A 22,556-nucleotide genomic window follows, 5' to 3' on the forward strand; every position below is an offset into this window, starting at 1 on the left:
GCACGTGATGGGCGGCTACTTTCGCTCGAGGCGCAGCAGCAGCTTGCGTAGCCGCCATGCCAGAGCCGCCTTCGCACGTTGACGCGGCTCCTTGCGCCAGGAGTAGCGAGGCTTGCGCCGAGCTGTCTTGGTGCCGGCGGTCACCACAGGGCTGGCAAGACGCGGACCACGCGCAGCGCGTAGTGGCGGCACCTGAGCTGCGGCGTACTCGGCCGCGACCATCTCCAGCAGCCGCGGCTCCGTGGCAGCCCACACCGCCGACTCCGCGCTGTTCGCTGCGTTTCCCCGCATCCGTTCGTCGCCCAGAACAGCACGGATCGCGCTCGCGAGCGATTCCGCGTCCCCGTCGACGAACGCCTGACCTAGCCCTTCCCGTTCGAGGTATTCCGCCGCTGCCGTCCCCGCCGTCGCGACCCCTGGCAACCCGGCCGACAAGGCGTCGAACAGCTTGTTCGGCATCGCTAGTCGGAGATTCTCGGACGTGTCCGGGCTGTAGAGAATGGCCGCGACGTCAGCGGTCGTCAAGAAGTGCTGGAGCTGGCCACGGCCCACATTGCCTGTGAAATGGAGCCGATCGCGGACTCCCCGGTCGGCTGCGGCCTCATCGAGCAGGTCATGCAAGTTGCCGCGGACGGTGCCGACGAAGGCGAAGTGCAGCTCGGGCATCGAGACGAGCAGCTCCACGGCAAGCAAGGGGTTCCGATTGGCCGACACGTTCCCAATGTGAATGGCCAGGGGAACGTCGGCACCCAGGCCGAGGCTCGATCGAACGTCCTCGCCGGGGAACCGGGTCGGCACCGCCAAGCTCTCGATGACCTCGACGCGCTTCGCCCCATAACGCCGCCGGAGCTCGTCTGCGATGCCCTCACCGACGGTGATCACCAGATCGACCTCGGGGATGAAGGTTCGCGCGATCTCCTCCCACTCCTCGACCTGGGTCGGATCGAGATAGTCCACCAGGCTGAAGAGCTCGTGCGCGTCGAAGATGACACGCGTTCCGGGCAGTGCGTGCTTGGCCCAGATCACCGGCGGCAAGGCGTCGAGATCTGCAGCCCAGAGGATGGGAGTCGGCTTCTCCACCATCAGCCGGGCCGCGTCGTACCAGTCCTGAGAGAGGATGTTGGTGTCGTTCCAGATGGGCCGCGTCGCCGGGACGGGGATCTCGAGCATTGCCCGGTGCACGTCACGCATGCGTCCGTCCACGGTCCCCGGCTCGGCGAGCGCGAGCGTCTTGGCGGCCGCGTTGATCTTCGAGAACAACGCGAACCGGCGATTCCTGAACGGCGTGCTGACGAACCCCAGCGCACGGACGACGTCCTCGTCGGCGTTGTGGACCGAGCGCATCTCGACACCAGCCGCACGCAGGGTGTCCGCCATGCGCACCGTTCGCGTGCTCGGGACGGGCATCTCGTAGACATTGATCGCCGGACGCTCGGAAGGACTTGAGGGCAAGAGCCGGTCGAACGCCTTGGCACGGTGCACCAGGGACGGCAGGTCGGCCATGGCCTCCTTGAGAACCCCGCGTCGCTCGTACCTCCTGGCGTGTGCAAGAGCGCGCTCGACCACGGCCGGGTCGGACGCGACGCCCGAGCGCACCGCCGCAGCCGCGCGTGCGAATGCGTCCGCGACGTCCTCAGGCTCCAGACTCGATGCGGCGAACCACAACGGATAGTCGGCCAGCACGTCCCGGACGGCGTTCTCAGGTCCGTGTACCGAGACGATCGGCCGGCCCGTGGCCATGTACTCGAACACCTTGCCAGAGGTGATGTACTTCGAACCGCCGAAGGTGAGAACGAGGGCGTCAGCTCGCCCGTACACCGCTCCGACATCGGCCTTCGGCACGGGCCCGTGATAGCTGACACCGGAGCTGGATGCACGGGCGATCTCCGCCGCCAGGTGTCGATCCGGCGTGGGGTAGAAGCCCAGGTAACCGTGGAACTCCAGCACCGAGTCACCCATGGCCGGGTCGTTCCCCCGTGCCGTGGTGTAACCGTCGAGGCACTCGCGGAGCGGCACGGACGGCGTACAGGTTCCGAGGAAGGCGAAGCGAACCTGGTCCCGTCGCATCGGAACCGCCAGGCCCTCGAGAACCTCTCGGTCGTACCCGTTGGTGACGACCCTCGTGCGTCCGGTTATCGCTGGGTAGACGTCCTCGTGCCACACCCTCATCGCGTCATTGACGAACCAGACCTCGCTCGCGTGCGCCACGAGGTCTGCCTCGACGCGGGTGACGGCAGAACCACGGTCGAAGATGCGCTCATCGGTGAACTGCTGCAACGACCAGGAGTCGCGGTAGTCGAGGATGTAGGGCACGCCGTGCGCACGCTGCAGCCGCCGACCCACCGAATAGGTGACGAAAGGGCCTCCAGAAGCCAGCGTGACATCGATCGGGTGCTGAGCATGAACGGCCTGCGCGGCGTCCCACAGAGGTTGTTCCCACAAGCCGTAGGTGCTGTTGGGGAACGCAGCAGCCAGGCGCGCCTGGAACTGCTTGCGCCACGCTGCCGGGTCTACGGCCCGGAGCTCGTCCCACCTGTGGAGATCCGTTTCTGCGGCGCCGAGCTCGAACGGGACGCGGACGACCTCGATCGCCGGGTTCACGCCCTGCAAGGTCGTCATGTCGACGCCGGCGTAACGGCGAAGGTCATCGATGTCGCAGGCGAGCACCGTGACGCGCCATCCGAGCTCGACGAGAGCGTTCGCCGTTTCCATCATGCGGAAGACTCCGCCGCTCTTGGCCGGCGGGAAGCCCCATGCCACGTACAGCGCATGCCCGGGCGTGAGGTCGTTTGGGTGCTGGGCAGTCATCAGTTCTCCGTCGGCGCCGACACACGGTGCAGCGTCAGCTGTGGGTAGGTGACATGCGAGGGCTGCTCCAGCGGCATCCCCAGCATGCTCTCGTACAGGTCACGCAGGCTCGCCTCTGCACCCTGCCACGAGAACCTCTCCTCGTCGCGCAGGATCCCGATCCGCTCCCGGTAATAGCGGAGTCGACGGATCACCTCACCCACGGCCAGAGCCACGTCGGTCGGATCCTCGGTGAGGTGCACCGCGCCGATGTCGTGCTCACGGACGAACTGCTGCTGTGCGGGACAGTCGCTGACGACCACGGGCAAACCTGCATGGATGTACTCGAACAGCTTGTTCGTGAGCGCGACGTCGTGGGAAGGGAACCGCTTGAGAGGGATGAGGCCGATGTCGGCGGACGCCAGGTAGGAGATGACGCGGTCCGGCTCGACCGGGGGCAGCAGGTGCACCCTGTCACCGACCTGGAGCGCAGCCGCACGTTCTCCCAGCGATGACGTCACCCGCGATGCGTAGGTGGTCGACACCACGGCGACATGAACACCAGGCATCGAGGGCATGGCATCGATGATCGTCTCGACTCCCCTGGCGGGGGTGACCACCCCGCTGTAGACGAGTAGCGGAACCGAGTCGTCCAGATCACATGCTGACCGGACCCCGCCTGCCGGATCCGTGGGTGCCTCCGACTCCTGCCAGGGAGCGTTGAGCGTCACCACCGTGGTCGACACGTCCGGATATCGGTTGCGGAGCTCGTCCTCGAGGATCGGGCTCACGGTGACGATGGCATCGGCCAGCGGGGCGATCTCGCGCTCGAGATCAAGCCAACCGGCTCGTTCGGTGGCGTCACGCGTGCCGTACAGCGACAGGCCGGCGATGAACTCGTGGGCGTCGTAGATCCACCTCACGTCAGTGCTTCCACGCTCGCGGCACGCTTCAACGGCTGCGGCTGCGACCGCGATCATGTGGACGTCATGAGCGTGGATGACGTCCGGCTCGAGCGCGACCACCTCGTCGACGAAGGCCTCGAGATAGTCGAGCGCTACCGGCACGGTCTGCCGCCAGGAGAGAACAGCCTCGACGTCAGGCTGTGGAGGGTCGGCCGGCTCGACTCGCCCCTCGTCTCTGTGGCGCCACTGCATCGGCAGCCGGATGACGGTGACCCCGGCCATCGTGTCGACCGTCCGGACGCCGGCCGGGGCAGTGCCTACGAGAGTGACGTCGAGTCCTAGACGTGCGACCGACACGGCGGTCTTGCGCACCCGCGTATCAACGGTGATCTGATTCCCGACGAGCATGACGACCCGTGGTCGCGCGGGTGCCTCAGCACGATCCCCCGAGTCCAAGACACATCCTTCCGCCACGAGCACACCGACCGAGGTCCAGCAGCCTCTCCACCCGAGCCCCGCCGAACGATGCCATTACTGTAGGCGCAGAACGATCTTCACCAGACTAGGGAGTGCCCACGTGCCACGTGTCGTGATCATCAGCGGCACGGTCGACGACGATGCGTTGACGACCGCGTGCAGCCACTTCGCCGACCCACGATTCACGGTCACGATCATCGCGCCCAAGTCATGGGCGGCGAAGAGCGTGTCCCCCGCGCCGGCGACCATCGTGCTCGCTGGACCGGGCCGAGATCACCTCACGGACCAGCAACCCCGAGCACTCGCGTCCGAGAGCTGGAAGCTCTGGATGCGGTATCGGGACGATCCCACCGCCAAGAAGGCGGTGGATCAGGCGGATGTCATCGTGGCTCTCGACGAGACCGCCATCTACACGGGTTGGCGTCTTGCGCGACAACTACCGACCCGAATCGTCTCGACGTCCGCGGCAACCGCGCGAGGTGAGTTCGACGCGCATGCAGGTGCTGCCTAGAGGTTGGTCAGAGGTGATCGCGTCGGTGCGCCCGCCCGGGCGACGCGCCCTCGCAGCGACCATCGCCGTGCTCATGGTGGCGGGCGCGCTCATCGTCGCCCAGCCACCCCCGGCGGCCGCCGCCGCGCAGATCTCGCTGACGGGACGTGGCTACGGCCACGGAATCGGGATGAGTCAGTATGGCGCGCTGGGCCGCGCGCAGGCCGGGCACGGATACGCCCAGATCCTCGCTGCGTACTACCCGGGGACGTCTCTGGCGACGGGGAACGACTCGCAGGCCGTTCGCGTCCTGGTCACGAGCGACACGGACGGCCAGGCGAGCGTTCGCGCGGAGACCGCCATGACGGTGACGACCGCGCGCGGCACGGCCGCACTGCCTGGGTCGTTGTCGGGCGGCGCCCCGACGCAGTGGCGTCTACGCACCGTCGCCGGGACACTGGTCCTGGAGGGCCTGGTGGGCACCACATGGCGTGCCCATGGGACACCCGCGATCAGCAACCTGTTGTCCGGTGCCGCGAGCGCGGATCTGGCGGCCGCCGACGGCACCATCCAGCTCCAGCTGGGCAGCAGGTTTCGGGAGTACCGGGGTGCCGTGCGGGCGGTGCTGGGCACTTCTCAACGCACCGTCGTCGTGACGACCTACGCGTCGTACCTGCCGTCGGTGGTGGCCTCCGAGATGCCGACGTCGTGGCATGCGCAGGCCCTCGCCGCGCAGGCGGTCGCAGCACGGTCCTATGCCCTCTTCGACCAGCGATCGAAGTCGGCAGGCGCAACGTACGACACCTGCGACAGCGTGCAGTGCCAGGTGTTCAACGGCGAGGCGGACTACTCCGCAGCGGGCGCGCTGGTGCGCACATGGCCCACGGCCTCGACCCGGACGGCCGTCGCGGCGACGGCCGGCCGCTACGTCCGCGACTCCGCCGGCCCGGCCTTCACGCAGTTCTCCGCGAGCAACGGGGGCCACTCGGTCGCCGGGTCACGGCCCTACCTGGTGGCGGCTACCGACCCCTACGACACGTACCCGACGTGGACCGTTGAGCTGACGAGCTCGCGACTCGAGTCGGCCTACCCCGCCATCGGTAGCTTCCGCACCCTGAGTGTGGCCAGAGATGGTCGTGGAAGCTACGGCGGCCGCGCGCAGACCGTCGTCGTCTCCGGCACCGGTGGATCGGTGAGCGTGAGCGGTGCCGCCTTCCGCAGCGCGTTCGGTCTCCGTTCGACCCTGTTCGCCGTGACGATCAACCAGCTTCCTTCGCTCCCCCGCGACCTCGACGCGAACGGGACCGCTGACCTGTTGGCTACCACGGCCTCCGGTCATCTGTACCGCTGGATGGGGAGAGGCGATGCCACCTTCCTCCCCCGGACGCTGATCGGCCCCGGTTGGCAGCAGATGGGCGCCCGGACGATCACCACAGGGCTCGGCGGGAGGTCGAGCACGGAACTGGTCGCCGTCGACGCCAGATCCGGGCGCCTCTTGCGGTATCCATCAAACGGCACGGGGAGGTTCGCCTCCCCCTCGGTGATCGGGTCTGCGGGATGGCAGACCATGGACGCGCTGCTCAGCGGGCTTGGCTGGGACGGGCCCGGAACCAACGGAGTGATCGCGCGCCACGCATCGACAGGCGCGTTGTACTACTACGTGCTCGGCAGCAACGGCACCTTGCGCTCTGCGGGCCGCATCGGCGTGGGCTGGAACACCATGTCCCACGTCCTGTTCGCTGGGGACTGGAACGGTGACGGCGGCCCTGACGTGATGGCGGTCGACCAGGGCGGACGACTCTGGCTCTACCCCGGCTCCGGAGCCGGGTCCTTCCTGCCACGCCAGCAGCTCGGGCACGGCTGGTCGGGCATGTCCTCCTTGGTCGGCGGGTCAGACTGGAACGGTGACGGCGTCCTCGACCTCTTGGCCACCGACGGCACAGGACGCCTGTGGCTCTATGCCGGCAACGGCACCGGCGCTTTCCGGCCCAGGCAGCAGATCGGTGTCGGTTGGTCGAGCTTCTCGCTGATCACCTGACCGTCATCTCGCGCGTGGAGTGCGCTGAACGAGTTGTCCGGTACGCTGCGCTGCACCATCCGAGAAAGGGCTCGCTGTGGCTAGGTTCCTCCGCATCCTCGTAGCTGTCGCCCTAGCCGCAGTCATGTTTGCCCCTGGCGCTCCCGCCAGTGCCTCGGACGACAATGACGAGCTGCTCTTCTACCGCACCGACGGGCTTTTTCGATACCACGACCCGACGAGCTCGGGGTTGCTGGGCAGCGCGTTTCTCGGCGGCTCCAACTACACGCGGAACTGGGACGTCATCACCGCGCTGGATCTCGATGGCGATGGCCAGGACGAGGTTCTCTTCTACCGCACGGACGGCCTGTACGCCTTTTTTGATATCCGCTCGGACGGCAGTCTGGGTAGCAAGATCCGTGGTGGCAACAACTACACCCGCGGCTGGGACTCCATCGTGGCCATCGACCTCGATGGCGACCGCCGCGACGAGCTCCTCTTCTACCGAGCCGACGGCCTCTACGCCTTCTTCGACGTCACCAGCACCGGCGGCACCGGAACCAAGGTCCGCGGCGGCAACAACTACACCCGCGGCTGGAGCTCTATCGCCGGTATCGATCTCGATGGCGACAACCGTGAGGAGCTGCTCTTCTACCGCACCGACGGCCTCTACGCCTTCTTCGACGTCACCAGCACCGGCGGCACCGGAACCAAGATCCGCGGCGGCAACAACTACACTCGTGACTGGGACGTGATCGTCGCGATCGACCTCGACTTCGGACAGCCCGCCCGGCCAGTGACCTTCGGTGACGGCAACTGGCGGATCGGCAGCTCGCTCCCTCCGGGTACATACCGCACTACTAGCCAAGTGTTTCCCGACTACTGCTACTGGGAGCGGAGCGCCGACTTCTCAGGCGGCATCAATGCAAACGCATTTACGACGGTTGGTCAGATCGTCACGATCGAGGCGGGAGATGCGGCTTTCGAAAGTGACGGCTGCGGTACGTGGACGAGCAGGATGAACATTCTCGGGCGACGCACCACTGCCACGCTTCCCGGAGGCGCTTACTTGGTAAGCACCGATGTGTCTCCGGGACTCTGGGTCAACTCCGACTCGAGCGACGGCTGCTATTGGGAGCGTCTCTCCGGCTTTAGCGGTGATGGGTCGGAGATCCTCGACAATGACTTTACGGACAACACCGCCTACGTTGAGGTGCTCCCGAGCGATGTCGGGTTCTTCAGCGAGGGTTGCGGGACGTGGACCTGGCTTGGCTAGACCGAGCCGGGCCCCATGCCAACTAGGCTTGCCGATGCGGGCCAGGTGCTCGTGAGCCGGCCCTAGGAGACTCATTGCTCGCGTTGTGGCGTACGGTGCGCCGCTTGCTGGCGACGCTGCCGGCAGGCACGAGCCGCTTCGTCATCACCTTCGCGGTGCTGCAGAGCGCGCTCGCGATCCTCGACGTCGCGGCGATCGGTCTGCTCGCCCTGATCCTGGCGCCGATGCTCACCGGGGCCACGGCCACGTTGCCGGTGCTCGGTGAGATCAGCGAGCCGACCCAGTTCCGCAACGTGCTGCTCGCCGTCGGCGGCCTGATCATCGCCAAGAGCGCCCTCGCGATCGTGCTGCAGCGGTGGGCCACGTCGCGCTTCGCCCAGTTCGAGCAGGTCCTCGGGGCACAGCTGCTCGCCGGCACCTTCAAGGCGCCGTGGACCGAACGCCTCTCTCGCAACGCGAGCGACATCGTCCGCTCCACCGACGTCGGGGTCGGTGCCACCGTCTCGGGGGTGCTGATCCCGTTCTGCCAGCTCGCCGGTGAGGTCGTCACGTTCGTGGCCGTGCTCGGCGTCCTGGTTGTCGCCGAGCCGATGCTCGCCACCGCCACCGTGCTCTACTTCGCGGCGGTGGCTGCCGGCCTGTACTTCTGGGTGCTGCGCCGCGCCGTGCGCGCCGGCCAGGACAACCGCACCTACTCCGCGCGCGCCGTGCGGCTGATGAGCGAGATGGTGCACGCGCTGAAGGAGATCACCCTGCGCGGCCGTTCGGACGAGCTGGCCGAGCTCGTCCTGAGCATCCGTTCGCGCTCATCTCGCGCTCGTGCCGATCAGAGCTTCCTCGGCGCGATCCCCCGCTACGTCCTCGAGGCCGCCCTCATCGGCGGCCTGGGCATCGGTGCGGCGATCGGGTACCTGACCCATCCCGACGACGGCGTCGCAGGAGCACTGGCCGCCGTCGCCCTGTTCGGGGTGGCCGGGTTCCGCATCGTGCCCTCGCTGACCCGGTTCCAGACGATCCTCGCCCAGACCGGGGCGAACATGCCGTTCGCCGATCAGGTGCTGGCGGAGATCGCTCGCAGCCGCAGCTACACCGAGCCATCGCGGGTTCCCAGCGAGCCGCTGGCGGAGACCAGCCGCACGCTCCGGCTCCGCAACGTCACCTTCTCCTACCCGGGTGCCGGCTCGCCCGCCGTCGAGGACGTCGACCTCGAGCTGCCCTTCGGTCAGACGCTCGCCCTGGTCGGGGCATCCGGCTCGGGCAAGACGACGCTCGTCGACCTCACGCTCGGGCTGCTCGAGCCGAGCTCGGGAGAGATCCTCATCGGCGACCAGCCGCTCTCGCGCGTGCTCGCCGACTGGCGCTCGCGCGTGGGCTACGTGCCGCAGGAGGTCGCGCTGTTCGACGCCTCGGTCGCTCACAACGTCGCCCTGACCTGGTCGGACGAGAACATCGACGAGGGCCGCGTCCGCAGGGCGCTCGCCCGCGCTCAGCTGCTCGACGTGGTCGAGTCGCGCCCGGAGGGCATCCACGCCCCCGTGGGCGACCGCGGTCTCGCGCTCTCCGGTGGGCAACGGCAGCGTCTGGGTGTGGCACGCGCGCTGTACACCGACCCCCTGGTGCTCGTCATGGACGAGGCCACCTCCGCACTCGACACCAGCACCGAGGCCGCGGTCACGGCCGCGATCCGCGAGCTCGCCGGCGAGATCAGCGTGATCGTCGTCGCTCACCGTCTGGCCACGATCCGGCACAGCGAGCAGGTGTGCTTCCTGCGGGACGGCCGGCTGGTGGCCAGCGGGACGTTCGCCGAGGTGGTGGCCGCAGTGCCCGACTTCGCCGAGCAGGCCGCGCTCGCCGGCCTCGCGAGCGAGCCCGATGGCTGAGCGGCTGCCGCGCGTGCTCGGACGCGCCCCGCGCATCGCCCTGCTCCTGAACAAGGAGGAGGCGACCGACTCCCGCGTCCTCAAGACGGCGGCGAGCCTGCGCGACGCCGGCGCCGAGGTGCGGATCGTCTCGGCCGCCCGCCCCGGGCATCCCGCGGGCACCGCACGCGCGAGCAACGGCGGCAGCGGCCTCGATGTCTACCGCGTCTCCGACCTCGACCTCGTCCGGCTGCTGCCGTGGCTCGCGGCCGCGGTGCGGCGGTTCCGGGGCGCGGCGGCTGCGCACCGGGATGCAGCAGCGGTCCCGCCCGCTGCCCCGGCGGACGCAGCGGTTCCGACGGAGCCACCGCCCCGGCCACGGCCCACCCCGAAGGCGCTCCTCGCCGACGCCTGGATGCGGCTCTACCAGGCGCTGCGGTTGAGCTGGTACTGGTTGGGGGCGGTGCGCCACCTGACCGGATGGAAGCCCGACGCGGTGCACGCCAACGACGGCAACACGCTGGCGCCCGCCGTGATGCTGCGCGCGCTGGTCGGGTCCCGGGTCGTGTACGACTCCCACGAGCTCTGGCGCCATCGGAACGTGCGGCAGGACCGGCTGCTGGCACCGGCGATGGAAGCGATGATCGAGCGCCTCGGTGTGCGCGCCAGCAGCGGCGTGATCACGGTCTCGCCCTCGATCGTCGAGTGGCTCCGACGGCGCTACCGCCTGGCGCAGCCGCCGACCCTGGTGCGCAACATCCCGCACCGGCGCGGACCCGTGCCCGCACCCCAGAACGGCCGGCTCCGTGAGCTCGCCGCCTTGCCGAAGGACACCCTGGTGATCGCCTACTGCGGCGGCGTGACCACCGGACGGGGGCTCGAGGAGACGGTCGACGCCCTGGCCGAGCTGCCTGGACACGCTCATCTCGTCATGCTGGGCCCGATCGCCCCCGCCTACCTGGACGGCCTCCTGCGCAGGGCGCGGGAGGCCGGCGTGGCCGAACGCGTGCACGCCGTCGGGACCGTGCCCAGCGCGGAGGTGCCCGAGGCACTGGCCGACGCCGACGTGTCCGTCGTGTTCGTGCGACCGATCTGCCTGTCCTACCGCTACTCGTTGCCGAACAAGCTCTTCGAGTCGATCCACGCGGGGCTGCCGGTGGTCGCTGCGGACCTGCCCGACACGGCCGCCGTCGTGCGGCACTACGGCGTGGGTGAGGTCTTCGGTCCGGAGCGACCCGACCAGCTCGCCGAGGCGATCCTGCGTGTGGTGTCCGAGGGTGAGCAGTACCGGACCGCATCCCGAGCGGCAGCCGACGACCTCGACTGGGAGAACGAGTCCGCTGCGCTCGTGGGTCTGTACCGTCGCGTCCTGGAGGGCGATCGATGACACGGGCTCGGGTGATGATCATCAGCTACTCGCCGCTGCGTCGCGATGCGCGCGTGCTGCGGCAGATCCGGCTGCTGGCCCCGCTCCACGACGTGACGACCGTCGGCTACGGCGAGGCACCCGAGGGCGTCGTCGAGCACATCCGCGTCCCGGACGAGATCATCTACTGGCACAAGGACCGGCGGCTGCTGGCGCTGCGTTCCTACCAGCGGCTCTACGACACCATGCCCATCACGCGCCACCTGCGCGCGCGGCTCCCCGTGGGCGAGCACGACGTCGTCATCGCCAACGACGTCGATACCGTCCCGCTCGCGATCGGGCTGCAGCCACGGCACGGCGTGCACGCCGACCTCCACGAGTACTCCTCGCGGCAGCTCGAGGAACGGTTGAGCTGGCGGGTCGTGGTGGCGCCGTTCCTGAGGTGGATCGTGCGCACCTGGGTCAGGCGTGCCGACTCGGTGACCACCGTCTCCCCCGGGCTGGCCTCCGAGTACTGGCGCGAGTTCGGGATCGACGCCCAGCTGGTGATGAACGCACCGCCGCTGACCGATCTCGCACCGACCCCGGTGCGTGACCCGGTCCGGCTCGTGCACGCGGGCAACGGGGTGCCCGAGCGGCTGGAGACGATGCTCGAGGCCATGGACCTGCTCCGCACCCCGGCCACGCTCGACCTCTACCTCATCGACCAGGGCAACGGGTACGTTCCCGCGCTGCGTGAGCGGTACGCCGACAGCGACCGGGTGCGGATCCACGACCCCGTCCCCACCGACGAGATCGTGAGAACGCTGAACCGCTACGACCTGGGCGTCTACGTGCTGCCGCCGATCTCGTTCAACTTCCGCCACGCGTTGCCCAACAAGTTCTTCGACTTCGTGCAGGCGCGCCTCGGGGTGGTGATCGGCCCGAGCCCCGACATGGCGGCCCTCGTCCGCGAGCACGGGCTGGGCGTCGTCACCCCCGACTTCACCGCTGAGACGTTCGCCGCAGCGATCGATGCGCTCGATCCCGAGCAGATCAGCAGCCTGAAGGACGCGAGCGATACCGCCGCGCGGGTGCTCTGCGCCGAGAGGCAGGTCACCGTCTGGGCGGACGCGGTGGAGCGCCTGCTCCTCACGCGCCGGCCCAGCTCCGCGGGCTGATGGTGACGTCGGTCGCCATCACGTGACCTCCGCCGTCGGGATGGGTACCGTGGCTCCCGGACGCCGGAGGCTCGGCGGTTCCCCGGACGAGGCGCGCCGTACCCGGACATGACGACGGCGTGATCGCCTAGTCAGGCATGGAAGGGGCGACTGATGGCTGTCGCATGGATCGTTCTGGTGATCTCCGGTGTGCTCGAGAGCCTCTGGGCCGGTGCACTCACCCGCTCCGAGGGGTTCACGAAGCTCTGGCCCACGGTCGTCTTCGGGGTCGCGCTCATCGCGAGCATGGTCGGACTCGGGTATGCGTTGAAGTCCATCCCGCTGGGGACGGGCTACGCGATCTGGGTCGGGATCGGGGTGGTCGGGACCGCTGTCTACGGCATCGTCGCCCTGGACGAGACGATCTCGATCGCACGCATCGTGTGCCTGGTCGCGATCGTCGGTGGGATCGTCGGGCTCAAGCTGACGTCGACGCCTCACTGACGTCTCAGCGAGCCACCTCGGTGACCGCCTCCGCGGCGCGTTCGGCCGCGGCCGACAGCGAGCGGTGCTCGAGCACCCAGGTAGCCCGGCGACGGCGCTCGTGCTCGTCGTCGGGCGCCTGGAGCGCCTCGATCATCGCCGTCGCGACCGCGGTCAAGTCATGGTTCACAGCCCAGCCCAGCGCGTTCTCTCGGACCAGGTCGGCGGCCGCGCCGACGCCCGCGTAGATGACCGGCGTGCCGGTGCCGAGCGCGGCGAACAGCTTGGTGGGCATCGCGAAGTCGTAGCCATGCCCGGGCACGATGCTCACGACGGCTGCGCTCGCACCACGCAGCCACGCGGCGCTCTCCACGGCCGGCAGGCTGCCGTGCATGGTGACGACGCCGTCGGGCAGCGAGGCTGCCACCCGGCTGATGGTGGGCCACGCGCTCCCCTGCCCGAGGTAGACCAGCCGGGCGTCCGGGACCGCTGCAAGCACCTGCGGCATCGCTCGCGCGAAGACGTCGGCGCCCTGCCACTCCGAGGCGGTGCCGGCGTAGACGAGCGTGCGCGGTGTAGACCTGCGAGCGCCGTCCGGCCGGAAGATCGTGGTGTCGATGCCGTTGCCCACGGTGACCACCCGTCGCGCGCCCAGCTCGCGGACCCGGTCGGCGACCTCGTCCGAGACCGCCAGCGAGACCGCTGCGCCCCTGAGGACCCAGGACTCCATGGCGCGCACGACCGTCGCGACGATCCGCGGAGCGCTTGTGGAGGCGGTCGCGTCGGACCACACGTCCGCGGCGTACCAGGCATAGGGCACCCGCCGCAGGGTGGCGATCAGCCGCACCACCACACCGGTGGTCGGCGGTGGCTCGACCACGATGACGTCGGGACGCCGTAGCGCCAGCAGCCGGAGCAGGAGGGGGATGTCGAAGCTCAGGTAGGGCAGGTAGCCCCGCACGTAACCGGACCCGTCCCGCAGCACCGGCCAGCGCCGGACCCGCACTCTCGCGGGCGGCCGGTGCTGTCCCGGCGTCTTGACCGTGAGCACCTCAACCTCACCGCGCTCGGCGAGCGAGGCGGTCAGGCGCTCCAGCCGGAAGGCTGCCGCCGCCATCTCGGGTGCATAGATCCGGCTGGCGACCGCGCTGCGCACGTCAGCTCACGATGACAGAGGTGGGCAATGTGCCCCCTGGGATCGGTGTGAGGAATCCGCCGTACCGGTTTCCTGGATAGATCAGCACGGCTCCCGCCGCCGTCACCGCCACCATGTCAGCGGCGCCGTCGCCCGTGACGTCGTTGACGCCCACGACACCGCGCATCGTCGCCCACCCCGGCCCCAAGGCGACAGGGGGCAATGCCAGGCCCGGACCGTTCCCGTTGTAGAAGAAGAGCTTCCCGCTGTCGGCACCGCGCATGAACAGGTCGGGCGCGCCGCCCGAGTCCCATCTGCCCGCGTTGACGAGATAGTTCATCCCTGTGGCGCCCGTCGAGACGACGACGCGCGGGAGGAAGCCACCGGCTCCATTTCCGGGATAGAGCAACAGCCTGCCCGAGGACCGTTCGTGCGCTACCAGACCTGGTCGACCGTCACCCCGCCAGTTGCCGGCGCCCACGACCGTGACCATCCCTCCCCAGCCGACCCCGATCTGCGAGCCGGTGACTGCGAACTTGCCGGCGCCGGTGCCTCGGTGGAGCAGCAGCGCGCCGCCTGACGTGATGACCATCAGATCCGCTCGGCCATCTCCGGTCCAGTCCCCTGGCGCCACCACTCGAGCCCCGGCACCGACGCGAAGGCCGGTGTCTGCCAGGCTGACATAGGCGGTTCTGGTGTGCGTGTAGCCGTAGCGGAGCAGCCGGGCATCGCCGCGCACCGCTGCAAGTGCCAGATCCTCGCCTCCTCGCCCCCCGAGAGCCAGCACGCGCATGCTTCCCCAACCCGTGCCGAACGGGACGCGCTTCAGTGTCTCCAGACCGCCACGTCCGTTCCCTGGGTAGAGCCAGAGCCGGCCGGCGGCGTCGACCGAGACGAGATCGCCGACTTTGTCACCGGTTGCGTCGGGGACGCCGACGGTCTGCTGCGTCGACGACCAGGTTCGGCTCGTGAGGACCCGCGACGTGAAACGCCCTGCCCCGTCGGCCGGGTAGGCATACAGGTTGCCCGCCTTGTCCTGGGTCAGGAGCGCGGGGCGACCGTTGACGAAGTCGTCGGAGACGCTGAGGCCCGACATGGCGTTCCAGCCGACCCCGATCTTGATCGAGCCCTTGAACCCGCCCCGGCCATTCCCTCGATAGAGCCACAGCGACCCGTCGGGACGCTTGGCGATGAGGTCAGGATTTCCGTCGGAGTCCCAGTCTGCGGCACCTAACACGAAGGTGAAGATCTGCCAGCCGACTCCGACCTGCTGCCGCGCACCGAAGGTGCCGGAGCTGGTGCCCGGATAGAACCAGAGCCGACCGTCGGAGCCAACCAGCATCAGGTCAGACGTCCCGTTGCCATCGAAGTCTCCCGGGCTCACCGTTCGCCAGCTCGACCATCCGCTGCCGGTTGTCTTGACCGTCCAGGTCCCGCGGTCGACTGTCGATGCGAGCGACACGCGTGATCCCTGGGTCACGACCAGGTCGGCGAAACCATCGCCGTCGAGGTCGCGATCGAGCTGACGATCCCCGAACGAGCCGAGGTAGTTGTTGATCAGCGTCCGCATCTCGCCGAGACGGCTGTACATGTACCGCCCCGGACACGTGGTCTGCTTCGAGTCGCGGTGACCGTTGATCCTGGCGAAGGTCCCCGCGTCCACGGTCACCGTCCCACCGGAGGTCGTGATCCCGTGCATCGCGAGCTTCCACGCAGCGAGCCGCCCGACCGCGTTGAACGCGGCGCTCGGCACGGCCGCCGTGTCGAAGTTGCCCAGCAGCGAGATGCCCGAGAAGTTCGAGTTCAGACCGGTGGCGTGTGCGCCTGTCGGCGCCTGGTCGACCCCGCCCGCGCGGCCCTCCCAGATCCGGCCGAACCGGTCGACGATGAAGTTGTAGCCGATGTCGCCCCAGCCACGGCCCCAGTCCTGGGCGTGATAGGCGTAGATCGACCGCATCAGCGCCGGCACCTGGGCCTGGGTGTAGTCGTTCGCGTTGACCGTGTGGTGGATGTCGATCCCCTGCACCCGACCCTGCGACGGCGTCCACGTCATCATGCGCTCGTCGGCGCCCCACTGCGCGCGCGAGTAGATGGTGGGCCGGCTCGTGGCGGCCGCGGCCATGGTCGTCGCGGCCGTCACCTGGGCCGAGTCCGCCGTGGACTCCCCCGGGTCGACGACGGCCAGGTTCGGTGCGGTGGGCAGCGCCGTGTCGCTCGCGAGCCGGACCTCGACGGCGTCGACGGCGATCAGGGCCGTCGGCATCGTGCCGTCACGCGCCTCGGCGATCTCGGTCTCGTCGTCGCGGGTCTCGGTCGCCTCGACGTGCAGCGGCTCCCAGTCCGTCCACTCCTCGGCGGTGCGGGTCCGCATCTCGACGACGAGGTCGTCCGGCGCCGTGCCCAGGTCCCAGGTCACGCCGAGCACCGACAGCTCGGGAGTCTCGGACGACGCGTAGAGCTGTGTCGCGAGCTCCTCACCCGAGGCGTCGTGGTCGTGGCCCTCCTCCCCGTGGTCGTGGCCCTCCTCGTGGTCGTGCTCGTGATCGCCGGCCGAGGGCGCGTCGGTCGCGTCATCGGTCGCCGGTGAAGCGGACGGCTCGTCCGCGGTCGGCTCGTCGGTCGGCTCGTCGGTCGGCTCGCCGGTCGGTGCCTCGTCGGTCGGGACCTCGTTCGACGGCGGATCGACCGTCTCGTCCTGCGAGGTCAGGCCCTCGGTGGGCTCGTCGGTCACCGAGGCCGCCATCACGCTGCTCGCAGCGCTCAGGCTGGCCGCCCCCGCGCTCGACTGGGCGCCGTCGACCATGCCGGACTCGACCTCGGCAGGCTCCGTCGCGTCGGACTCGGTGGGGTCGGTCGGCTCCGGCTCGGTCTCGGCCTGGGTCTCCGTCTCGGTCTCGGTTGAGTCACCTTCCGTCGACCCCGCCTCCGGCGACTCGGTCTCGACGGCGTCGCTCTCGGCGAGCGCCTCGGCCTCGGGAGTGCCATCGGCGGGCTCGGCGCCGAAGCCGACCAGCTCGACCTCGGGTGTGACCGGGTGGGCGTCGTCAGAGACCGGCGCGACCACCGCTTCCGCGGGATCGACCTCCGCCGGCGCGCGCAGCACGGGAACCGCCGCACGGCTCAGATCATCGGCGGCAGCGGGCGTCGCAGTGAGCAGCGTCGCGACGAGCGCGACGATGGAGGCGGCGGGGAGCGAACGGCGCATGGTTGAACCTTCACATGAGGGGACTGCGGCCACTATGTCACATCATTCCCACCAGCAACAGGCGTCACTCGACCGCTTGTCCGGGCCTGCTGTGGCCGAGGTTGCGGACTCACGCTGCCACAATGACGCCATGCGAGGAGCCGACGTCGCCTTCCTCGTGCCCGTTTTCAACGAGGCACGGGTGGTGGGAGACGTGATCGCCGAGGCGTTGGAGCACGTCGGGCACGTGATCTGCGTGGACGACGGCAGCACCGATGGTTCTGCGGTCGCCGCCCGAGCGGCGGGGGCCACGGTGCTCCGCCACGCGACCAACCTCGGCCAGGGCGCGGCGCTGCAGACCGCGATCGATCATGCGCTCACGCTCCCGGACGTGACCTATCTCGTCACCTTCGACGCCGACGGCCAGCACCAGATCGAGGACGCTCTCGCGATGGTCGAGCTCGCCCGCACCGAGGACCTCGGCATCGTCTTCGGCTCCCGGTTCCTCGACGAGCGCACGCAGGCGGGGTTCCTCAAGAGGCTGATCCTCAAGACGGCGGTCTGGGTCACGAACCAGAGCACCGGGATGCGGCTGACCGACGCGCACAACGGCCTGCGCGTGATGCGTCGCGATGCCGCGGCCGCCGTCCGCCTCACCCAGAACCGGATGGCGCACGCGAGCGAGATCGTGCTCCAGCTCGGCCGCACCAACCTGCCGTGGCGCGAGTTCCCCGTCCACGTCCTCTACACCGAGTACTCCAAGGCGAAGGGCCAGTCGCTGCTCAACGCCGTCAACATCCTCTTCGAGCTCACGTTCCGCTGAGCAGACAAGGAGCAGCCCGATGGACATCCAGGACCAGCAGCTGGTCATCAAGGTCGTCCTGCTCATCGGCGTCGCGGTGGCAACGGTGCTGCTCACCCGCTCCACCACCGGGGCGCGGCACCAGGCGATCCGACGGGTGACGCTTGCCCTCTTCGTGATCGTGACCGCCGCGGTCATCATCCAGCCGTCACTGGTCTCCGGGATCGCCCGCGCCGTCGGGGTCGGCCGCGGCACCGACCTGCTGCTCTACGTGCTGGCGATCGCGTTCGTCTGGTTCCTCGCGGCGTACTACGGCCGCCAGCGCGCCCTCAACCGGCAAATCACCGAGCTCACCCGCGCGCTCGCGCTCGCCGAGGGTCGCCGCGAGAACACGCCGTGACCCTCCGTGACTGAGACCTCGCCGGCCGTCGCCCTCGCGGCCACGCTGCTGGCCCTCGCGCTGCTGGTCGCGCCGGGCTGGCTCCTGCTCCACCTGGTCCGCATCCGCGGTCTGCTCGCGGCGGCACTCGCCCCGGCCTGCTCCACCGCGGTGCTCGGCTGCGGTGCGATCCTCGCCCAGCTCGCCGGTGTGCGGTGGTCCCTCGTCGCGGCGCTGGGGGCGGCCGCTGCCGGTGCGGTGCTGGCGCTGGTGGTGCGCAGGTTCACGTCACAGGCTCCGGAGTCACCTCGTGCCAGCGCCGCAGACGTGGCTCTGATCGGCGCCGGGCTGCTGCTCGCCGTCGTCCCGGCTCTCCTGTCGACAGGCTCGCTGGACGCCTATCTGCAGCGCTGGGACGCCGTGTTCCACCTCGCCGCGCTGCGGTTCATCGAGGACTCCGGCTCGGCGTCCTCGCTCACGCTCGGCGCGCTCTCCTACGGCGACGGTGGCGCCGCGCTCTATCCGGCCGGCTGGCACGCGCTCGGCTCGCTGCTCCCGGGATCGCCGACGGCGGCCCTCACCATCGGCGCGTCCGTCACCGCCGCCCTCCCCTGGGTGCTCGGGTGCGCGGTGCTGGCGGCCGAGCTGACCCGGGTGCGGGCCCGCCCGTTCCTCGGGGCCGGTGTGGCGGGAGTCGCGGGACTGCTGGCCGGCCTGGTCACCGCCGCGCCGATGAGCCTGTGGATCGGTTGGGGCCACGTGCCGAACGCGGCCGGCCTCGCGATGCTGCCCGGCGCGCTCGCGCTGGGGCTGCGGCTGGTGCGTGCGGGCTCAGGCCGACCCGCCGGCGTGATCGCCCTGCTGGTGGCGCTCCTCGGTATGGGCCTCGCACACCCGAACACCGTGCTCGCGGCGGGCGCCCTGCTGCTGCCGGCACTGGCAGGGGCGGTGCTCCGCGCGATTCGGGCGCCTGCGAGCGCGAGCGGCCGCACCCGGGCGGCGCTCGCGCCCGGTCTCGCCGTCGTGGTGGTCGTGGGCGTGCTGGCTGCCTTCCTGCTCTCGCCGGTCGCGGCGGCGGTGACCGGCTACGCGTCGAGCGAGATCGAGCCGGTGGGCACGGCCGCGCTGGATGCCGTCACCGGCTGGTACCGGCTGTGGCCGTCGTGGGCCGGGGTCGCGGTGGCCGTCCTCGCGCTCATAGGGGTCGCGCTCGCGCTGCGGCAAGGTCGGCGGATGCCTGCGGCGGTGCTCCTGGTGGCCTGGCTGCTCTACATCGACGCGGCCACCGGCGGGCACCTGCAGATCTCGCGCCTCTGGTACACCTCGCCGGCGCGGCTGTCGGTCGTGGTCACGGCGGTGGTGGTCCCGCTGGCGGCCGGCACCCTGGTCGCCGCTGGTGCTCGGTGGCGCGACCGGTTCGGCACGGTCGCGGCCGCCCTGGGTGCGACCGTGCTGCTGCTCGCGATCACTGTCCCGAGCGTCGCGGCGCGGACCCCCCGTACGGCGAACGTCTTCGACGACTCGCCGGGCAACCCGCCCCAGTTCGTCACGAGCGGTGAGCTGGAGATGATCGAGACTCTCCCCGACCTGCTCGACGGTGCGCTGCTCGGCAGCCCGTTCTCGGGAGCGGCCAGCGCCTACGGTCTCGCCGGGGTGCCCGTGACGTTCCCGGTGGCGGGCCAGGTGTGGTCGAGCGATCAGCGGCTGGTGATGGAGAACCTCGACCAGCTCGAGGCGGGACAGCTCTCCTCAGAGGTGTGCGAGGCCCTCGATCGCCTCGACATCCGCTACCTGTACCAGGACACCGAGCCGTATCAGGCCGACAACCGCTACGAGCCGCTCGACCGGATGAGCCCCGCGGGCGCGACGGTCGTGGCCGAGGCCGACACCGCACGCGTGCTCGACCTTCCGACCTGCCGGGACCAGACATAACGGAGCCGCGCCATCACGGTCACCCGGCTGGTGCGGAGGCTGGATCACGACGCCTGCGTCTTCCGGGTGCGGTGAACAACCACGCGAACCTCGTCCCAGCCACCCTGTCTGCAAGCTGGGTGGAGACGAGCACCATGCCAGCGACCACGAGGGGAACAGCGAGCAGGACGACAAGGTCGGCCGGAGGCTCGGTCAGCTGCACCAACCACCCCAGCTCGTAGGTGACGTAGCGGATGCCATACACGAGCACGGCATGAACGACGTAGATCGGGAGGGTTCGGGCTGCGAGGTAGACACCCAAGCGCGCCGCGGCGGGCCACCGGGCGAGCATCACGCTGACGCCCACGAGCAGTACCACTCCGGTAACGCTCAACGGCTTGCTCATGGGTAGCCCGCTGTACTGGGTCTCACGCAATCGGTCGGTCAGCCAGACACAGAGACCGAAGCCGATGACCGCCGGGGGAAGCAGATCCCACCACGGTCGAGCCCCGAGTCTGAGCACAACGGCCCGGCCGAAGGCGCCGATGGCGAACCAGATGCCGAAGCTGGCCCACCGATAGATGTTTGATGCCAGTGCCGGTGGGAACGACTCCGGTAGCACCGCTGGAACGAGTGAGGCGAAGAACCACACCAGGAACGCGCCGAGCAGCAGCCACCCGTAAGCCCTTCGCCCTAGCCGGCAGACCGTGAAGAACAGCACGAGGGTGGAGAGGTACCAGTACCCGTCGCCCCCCTGCAGAATGTTGGGCAACCGCCCGAGGATGGCCTCCCACGGATCATCCGCTCCGCGTGCCGCGATGAGCACAGTCAACGCGACCGACCAGATCAGGAACGGCCACAGGATCGCCGCGTACCTCGGCCGCAGCACGTCGCGCCAGCGTCGCTCGAGCGCATTGGCAGCCAAAAGACCCGACACCAGGAAGAAGGCTGGCATGCGCACCGGGATCAGCAGATCGGCCAGGCCGATCCACAGGTCCCACGCCCAGCCGGACAGCCCTGCCACCACCGCTGTGGCGTGATTGGCGACGTGATACTGCACCACGAGGACGATGGCAAGCGCCTTGGTGACGTCCACCCAGACGAGGCGGCCCTCACCAGCAGCAGCGGAAGGTGACCGTGCGTGGCGGGCTTGCGGTCCGATAGCCGCTCCGCTCATCAGACGTGCGGGGTCTCGGGAGGCAGGTGTTCGACCGGCGTCACGTGACGCCCTTCCTCGAGGTACCACTTGACCATCGTGGCGAGCCCGGCGCGCAGCGACACCGGCTGCTCGTAGCCGGTCTCGCGCACCCGGTCGGCGGCGAAGGAGGTCTCGGTGTCCGCCAGCTTGCGGATGCGCTCGCTCGTGATCGGCAGGTTCCGACCGGTCAGGCGAGCGATCAGGTCGAACGGCTTGGCGGCGATCAGCGCGGGTCGCAACGGCACGCGCCACGGAGGCACGCGGCGCACCAGACCGCGATAGACCTCGGCGAGGATCTCCGCCGACGTGAGGTCCGGCTGGTCGACGCAGTTGTAGATCTCCACCTCGCGCAGCGCCGGGCGCATCCACAGGTGCAGGATCGCGGCGACGATGTTCGTCACGAAGATCATGCTCTTGCGGTTCGACCCCTTGCCGACCGGCAGGAACCGGTGCCGTGCGACCTGGTGGATCATCCGGTACACGTTGGCGTAGTTGCGGGGACCGAACACCACAGCGGGGCGGATGACCAGCAGCCGCCGGTCCTCGCCGCCCGCCTGCCACTCGCGGTAGACGCCCTCGGCCTCGAGCTTCGTGCGCCCGTAGTCGTTGACCGGCTGAGGCGTCGAGGTCTCGTCCGGCCGCGGGCCGGCGTCCCCGTAGACCGCGACCGAGGAGTAGAAGCAGAGGTTGCTCACGCCGGTGGCGACCATGGCCGCGACCACGGCGCGAGCGCCGTCGACATTGACCGAGGCGAAGGTGGACGGCGTCAGCCCGAAGTCGTGGTGGGCGGCTGCCAGGTTGAGGACCGCGTCGCAGCCGGCGAGCACCTCGGTGAGCTGGGCGACGTCGCGGATGTCTCCGCGGACGTCCTCGACGCCGGCGGGCAGCGGGTGCTCCGGCGGGTAGAGGTCGTAGCTGACCACGTGGACGCCGGCCTCGACGAGCGCGGGGATGATGTGCGACCCGATGAATCCTGAGCCGCCGAGAACCACGACACGATCACCGACGTTCAGCTGAGTGCTCACGCCCGCCCTTCCCGTTCCTGCTTCTCGGTCCCGGCGATCGTAGTGCGCGCCGCCGGGCGGCCGGCCGTCCAGCGCGCGAGGGTCGCGCCGTGACCTGCGTCATCGCCCTCCACAATCCCTTCA

16 protein-coding genes and 1 riboswitch are annotated in these 22,556 nt (G+C 69.6%); of the genes, 10 read left to right on the plus strand and 6 right to left on the minus strand.

Annotated elements, in window-relative coordinates; translation table 11 throughout:
- Nucleotides 1-15: 15 nt before the first annotated feature.
- On the minus strand, nucleotides 16-2,808 hold the full coding sequence (locus GPA04_RS16405; RefSeq protein WP_156225292.1) for a glycosyltransferase: 2,793 nt from the start codon (nucleotides 2,806-2,808) through the stop codon (nucleotides 16-18).
- A complete protein-coding gene (locus GPA04_RS16410) occupies nucleotides 2,808-4,100 on the minus strand; it encodes a glycosyltransferase (protein ID WP_156225293.1) in 1,293 nt (430 codons plus the stop codon). The genes GPA04_RS16405 and GPA04_RS16410 overlap by 1 nt, the downstream gene beginning before the upstream one ends.
- Before the next feature lie 169 nt (nucleotides 4,101-4,269).
- Here GPA04_RS16410 and GPA04_RS21045 point away from each other — a divergent pair, with 169 nt between their 5' ends.
- The 7 genes from GPA04_RS21045 (at nucleotide 4,270) to GPA04_RS16440 (ending at nucleotide 12,820) form a co-directional block, all read left to right on the plus strand.
- Nucleotides 4,270-4,680, plus strand: a complete 411-nt coding sequence (locus GPA04_RS21045) for a hypothetical protein (protein WP_162458645.1) — start codon at nucleotides 4,270-4,272, stop codon at nucleotides 4,678-4,680.
- A gap of 13 nt (nucleotides 4,681-4,693) precedes the next feature.
- Entirely contained in the window at nucleotides 4,694-6,697 is a 2,004-nt protein-coding gene (locus tag GPA04_RS16415) for a SpoIID/LytB domain-containing protein (protein WP_162458646.1), read from the plus strand.
- 76 nt (nucleotides 6,698-6,773) lie between these two features.
- Entirely contained in the window at nucleotides 6,774-7,952 is a 1,179-nt protein-coding gene (locus GPA04_RS16420; protein ID WP_206674262.1) for an FG-GAP repeat domain-containing protein, read from the plus strand.
- A gap of 95 nt (nucleotides 7,953-8,047) precedes the next feature.
- Nucleotides 8,048-9,832: an ABC transporter ATP-binding protein gene (locus GPA04_RS16425; protein WP_241680862.1), complete on the plus strand. Its 1,785-nt coding sequence runs from the start codon at nucleotides 8,048-8,050 to the stop codon at nucleotides 9,830-9,832.
- Nucleotides 9,825-11,198, plus strand: coding sequence for a glycosyltransferase (locus GPA04_RS16430; RefSeq protein WP_156225297.1), 1,374 nt, complete (start codon nucleotides 9,825-9,827; stop codon nucleotides 11,196-11,198). The genes GPA04_RS16425 and GPA04_RS16430 overlap by 8 nt, the downstream gene beginning before the upstream one ends.
- Nucleotides 11,195-12,337 carry a glycosyltransferase family protein gene (locus GPA04_RS16435; protein WP_156225298.1) on the plus strand — a complete coding sequence of 381 codons (1,143 nt, stop codon included), beginning with the start codon at nucleotides 11,195-11,197 and terminating at the stop codon, nucleotides 12,335-12,337. The genes GPA04_RS16430 and GPA04_RS16435 overlap by 4 nt, the downstream gene beginning before the upstream one ends.
- A gap of 56 nt (nucleotides 12,338-12,393) precedes the next feature.
- A riboswitch (guanidine-III (ykkC-III) riboswitch) is annotated at nucleotides 12,394-12,461 on the plus strand.
- A gap of 29 nt (nucleotides 12,462-12,490) precedes the next feature.
- A complete protein-coding gene (locus tag GPA04_RS16440) occupies nucleotides 12,491-12,820 on the plus strand; it encodes a DMT family transporter (protein WP_156225299.1) in 330 nt (109 codons plus the stop codon).
- 4 nt (nucleotides 12,821-12,824) lie between these two features.
- Here GPA04_RS16440 and GPA04_RS16445 read toward each other — a convergent pair whose 3' ends face one another.
- Nucleotides 12,825-13,955, minus strand: a complete 1,131-nt coding sequence (locus GPA04_RS16445; RefSeq protein WP_241680863.1) for a glycosyltransferase — start codon at nucleotides 13,953-13,955, stop codon at nucleotides 12,825-12,827.
- A gap of 1 nt (nucleotide 13,956) precedes the next feature.
- Nucleotides 13,957-17,139, minus strand: coding sequence for an FG-GAP-like repeat-containing protein (locus tag GPA04_RS16450; RefSeq protein ID WP_156225300.1), 3,183 nt, complete (start codon nucleotides 17,137-17,139; stop codon nucleotides 13,957-13,959).
- A 130-nt stretch (nucleotides 17,140-17,269) separates the two neighbouring features.
- Between GPA04_RS16450 and GPA04_RS16455 the strand changes: the two genes are divergently transcribed.
- Genes GPA04_RS16455 through GPA04_RS16465 form a run of 3 tightly spaced genes read left to right on the plus strand, consistent with a single transcriptional unit; the run spans nucleotide 17,270 to nucleotide 20,231 of the window.
- Nucleotides 17,270-17,941, plus strand: coding sequence for a glycosyltransferase family 2 protein (locus GPA04_RS16455; protein ID WP_156225301.1), 672 nt, complete (start codon nucleotides 17,270-17,272; stop codon nucleotides 17,939-17,941).
- Nucleotides 17,942-17,960: 19 nt separating this feature from the next.
- The gene (locus GPA04_RS16460) at nucleotides 17,961-18,320 is read left to right on the plus strand and encodes a DUF2304 domain-containing protein (RefSeq protein ID WP_156225302.1); all 360 of its coding nucleotides are present in this window, start codon (nucleotides 17,961-17,963) and stop codon (nucleotides 18,318-18,320) included.
- A 6-nt stretch (nucleotides 18,321-18,326) separates the two neighbouring features.
- Complete coding sequence (locus GPA04_RS16465) at nucleotides 18,327-20,231, plus strand: DUF6541 family protein (RefSeq protein WP_156225303.1); 1,905 nt, start codon at nucleotides 18,327-18,329, stop codon at nucleotides 20,229-20,231.
- A 19-nt stretch (nucleotides 20,232-20,250) separates the two neighbouring features.
- On the opposite strand, the gene GPA04_RS16470 is transcribed toward GPA04_RS16465, so the two are convergent.
- Nucleotides 20,251-21,306: an acyltransferase family protein gene (locus GPA04_RS16470; protein WP_162458647.1), complete on the minus strand. Its 1,056-nt coding sequence runs from the start codon at nucleotides 21,304-21,306 to the stop codon at nucleotides 20,251-20,253.
- Nucleotides 21,307-21,386: 80 nt separating this feature from the next.
- A complete protein-coding gene (locus GPA04_RS16475; protein WP_162458648.1) occupies nucleotides 21,387-22,433 on the minus strand; it encodes an NAD-dependent epimerase/dehydratase family protein in 1,047 nt (348 codons plus the stop codon).
- Nucleotides 22,434-22,556 lie beyond the last annotated feature (123 nt).

Origin of the sequence: Pseudactinotalea suaedae (assembly GCF_009733815.1) — a bacterium.
GTDB classification, from domain to species: domain Bacteria; phylum Actinomycetota; class Actinomycetes; order Actinomycetales; family Beutenbergiaceae; genus Pseudactinotalea; species Pseudactinotalea suaedae.

Bases quoted from the DNA above. Each gene is read 5' to 3' on its own strand.
- GPA04_RS16405 (WP_156225292.1), bottom strand. From the start codon at position 2,808: ATGACTGCCCAGCACCCAAACGACCTCACGCCCGGGCATGCGCTGTAC.
- GPA04_RS16410 (WP_156225293.1), bottom strand. From the start codon at position 4,100: ATGCTCGTCGGGAATCAGATCACCGTTGATACGCGGGTGCGCAAGACC.
- GPA04_RS16430 (WP_156225297.1), top strand. From the start codon at position 9,825: ATGGCTGAGCGGCTGCCGCGCGTGCTCGGACGCGCCCCGCGCATCGCC.
- GPA04_RS16435 (WP_156225298.1), top strand. From the start codon at position 11,195: ATGACACGGGCTCGGGTGATGATCATCAGCTACTCGCCGCTGCGTCGC.
- GPA04_RS16440 (WP_156225299.1), top strand. From the start codon at position 12,491: ATGGCTGTCGCATGGATCGTTCTGGTGATCTCCGGTGTGCTCGAGAGC.
- GPA04_RS16450 (WP_156225300.1), bottom strand. From the start codon at position 17,139: ATGCGCCGTTCGCTCCCCGCCGCCTCCATCGTCGCGCTCGTCGCGACG.
- GPA04_RS16455 (WP_156225301.1), top strand. From the start codon at position 17,270: ATGCGAGGAGCCGACGTCGCCTTCCTCGTGCCCGTTTTCAACGAGGCA.
- GPA04_RS16460 (WP_156225302.1), top strand. From the start codon at position 17,961: ATGGACATCCAGGACCAGCAGCTGGTCATCAAGGTCGTCCTGCTCATC.